At 67.9% G+C, this 2,671-nt stretch carries 2 protein-coding genes; both read right to left on the bottom strand.

Annotated features, from left to right (window positions below; genetic code table 11):
- A partial coding sequence (gene cysN / locus HBF24_RS17130) for a sulfate adenylyltransferase subunit CysN (RefSeq protein WP_167175890.1) occupies positions 1-1,797 on the bottom strand: 1,797 nt, incomplete at its 3' end.
- Positions 1,797-2,671: sulfate adenylyltransferase subunit CysD (cysD, locus tag HBF24_RS17125; protein WP_167175887.1), on the bottom strand; the 875-nt coding region annotated here is incomplete at its 5' end. The genes cysD and cysN, both read right to left, overlap by 1 nt.

The following is a 2,671-nucleotide window of genomic DNA, read 5'->3' as shown; positions in this document are numbered from 1 at the left end:
GGGTGGCTCATACGGTGAATCGATGCCGGTGAAGTTGCTCAGCTCGCCGGCGCGGGCCTTGGCGTACAGGCCCTTCACGTCGCGCTGCTCGCACACCTCGAGCGGGGTGTCGACGTAGACCTCCACGAACTGGTCCCCGGCAAAGCGCTCGCGTGCCATGCGCCGCTCGCTGCGGAACGGGCTGATGAACGACACCAGCACGATCAGCCCGGCATCGGTCATCAATTTGGCCACCTCGGCGACGCGACGGATGTTCTCGACCCGGTCCTCCTCGGTGAAGCCCAGGTCCCGGTTGAGCCCGTGGCGCACGTTGTCGCCGTCCAGCAGATAGGTGTGATAGCCCATCGCGTGCAGGCGCTGCTCGACCTGGTTGGCGATGGTCGACTTGCCCGAGCCGGACAGGCCGGTAAACCACACGCAGCGCGGGGTCTGGCCCTTGATGCGCGCACGTGCCGCCTGGTCCACGTCCAGCGCCTGCCAGTGGATGTTGTCGGCCCGGCGCAGGGCAAAGTCCAGCGTGCCGGCGGCCACGGTGGCGTGGCTTTGCCGGTCGATCAGGATGAAGCCGCCCAGTTCGCGGCAGTCGGCGTAGGCCTCGAAGGCCACGTTCTGATCCAGGCTCAGGTTGCACAGGCCCACTTCGTTGAGCTCCAGGCGCTTGGCCGCCAGCGGCTCCTGCGTGTTCACGTCGACCTTGTGCTTGATCTCGGTGACCTGCGCGGTGACGGTGCGGGTGCCAAGCTTGAGCCAGTACGGCCGTCCCGGCAGCAGCGCGGCGCTGTCCATCCACAGCAGGTGTGCGGCAAACTGGTCGGCCGCCTCCGGCGGCTGCGCGGCGGCGGCGATGACATCGCCACGACTGATGTCGCGCTCGTCGGCCAGGGTCAGGGTGATGGCCTGGCCGGTGCCCGCCTGCGCCAGGTCGCCGTCGGCGCTGACGATCCGCGCCACGCGCGAGCGCTGCCCACCGGGCAATACCACCACCTCGTCGCCAGGCTTCACCTGGCCGGCGGCGATCGTGCCGGCATAGCCGCGGAAGGACTGATCGGGACGACAGACCCACTGCACCGGCAGGCGAAAGCCCAGGGTCGAGGCCGGCGGCGTCACGTCCACCGTTTCCAGGTGTTCCAGCAGCGTCGGGCCCTGATACCAGGGCATGGCCGCACTGCGCGTGCTGATGTTGTCGCCGCGCAGGGCCGACACCGGCACCGCGGTGACGTGGCCGATGCCCAGCTGCGCGGCCAGCGCGGCATAGTCCTCGACGATGCGCGCAAAGGTGGCCTGCCCGTCCTCGACCAGGTCCATCTTGTTGACCGCCAGCAGCACATGGTCAATGCCCAGCAGGCCACAGATGTAGCTGTGCCGGCGCGTCTGCGTGAGCACGCCCTTGCGCGCATCGATCAGCACCACGGCCAGCTCGGCGGTGGAGGCGCCGGTGGCCATGTTGCGCGTGTACTGCTCGTGGCCGGGGCAGTCGGCGACGATGAAGCTGCGCCGCTCGGTGCCAAAGTAGCGGTAGGCCACGTCGATGGTGATGCCCTGCTCGCGCTCGGCCGACAGGCCATCGACCAGCAAGGCGAAGTCCAGCTCGCCGTTCTGCGTGCCATGGCGCTGGCTGTCGCCCTTGAGTGCCGTGAGCTGGTCGTCGAACAGGCGCTTGGTGTCGTACAGCAGCCGGCCCAGCAGGGTGCTTTTGCCATCATCGACGCTGCCGCAGGTGATCAAGCGCAGCAGGCCGCGCGTCTCGTGCTGGCGCAGGTAGGCCTCGATGGCGGCCGTGGCGGTATCGGTGGCCATCAGAAATAGCCCTCCTGCTTCTTCTGCTCCATGGAGGCGCCGGCGTCCTTGTCGATGACCCGGCCCTGGCGCTCGGAGGTGGTGGCGGTGAGCATTTCCTCGATCACCTTGGGCAAGGTGTCGGCCTCGGACTCGATGGCACCGGTCAGCGGGTAGCAGCCCAGGGTGCGAAAGCGCACCTTGCGCATCTGCGGCTGCTCGCCCGGCTCCAGCGGCAGGCGCTCGTCATCGACCATGATCAGCGTGCCATCGCGCTCGACCACCGGCCGCTCGGCCGCCAGGTACAGCGAGGGCACCTCGATCTGCTCGCGGTAGATGTACAGCCAGATGTCCAGCTCGGTCCAGTTGGACAGCGGAAACACGCGCACGCTCTCGCCCTTGTGCACGCGGGTGTTGAACAGCTGCCACAGCTCCGGGCGCTGGTGCTTCGGGTCCCAGCGGTGCTGGGCGTTGCGGAACGAGAACACGCGCTCCTTGGCACGCGATTTTTCCTCATCACGCCGCGCGCCGCCGATGGCCGCGTCGAAGCGGTACTTGTTCAACGCCTGCTTGAGCGCCTGGGTCTTCATGATGTCGGTGTGCACCGCCGAGCCATGCGTGAACGGCCCCACGCCATCGCGCAGGCCGTCCGGGTTGGTGTGCACCAGCAGCCGCGAGCCGGTTTCCTTCGCGCGCCGGTCGCGGAAGGTGATCATTTCGCGGAACTTCCAGGTGGTGTCCACGTGCAGCAGCGGAATCGGCGGCGGCGCCGGATGAAACGCCTTGGTCAGAAGGTGCAGCAGCACCGAGGAGTCCTTGCCCACCGAGTACAGCATCACCGGGTTGGCAAACTCCGCCGCCACCTCGCGCATGATGTGGATCGCTTCGGCTTCCA

Source organism: Oleiagrimonas sp. C23AA (assembly GCF_011759385.1).
In the GTDB taxonomy this organism is placed as follows: domain Bacteria; phylum Pseudomonadota; class Gammaproteobacteria; order Xanthomonadales; family Rhodanobacteraceae; genus Oleiagrimonas.
This window is presented reverse-complemented; position numbering and strand designations above follow the sequence as displayed.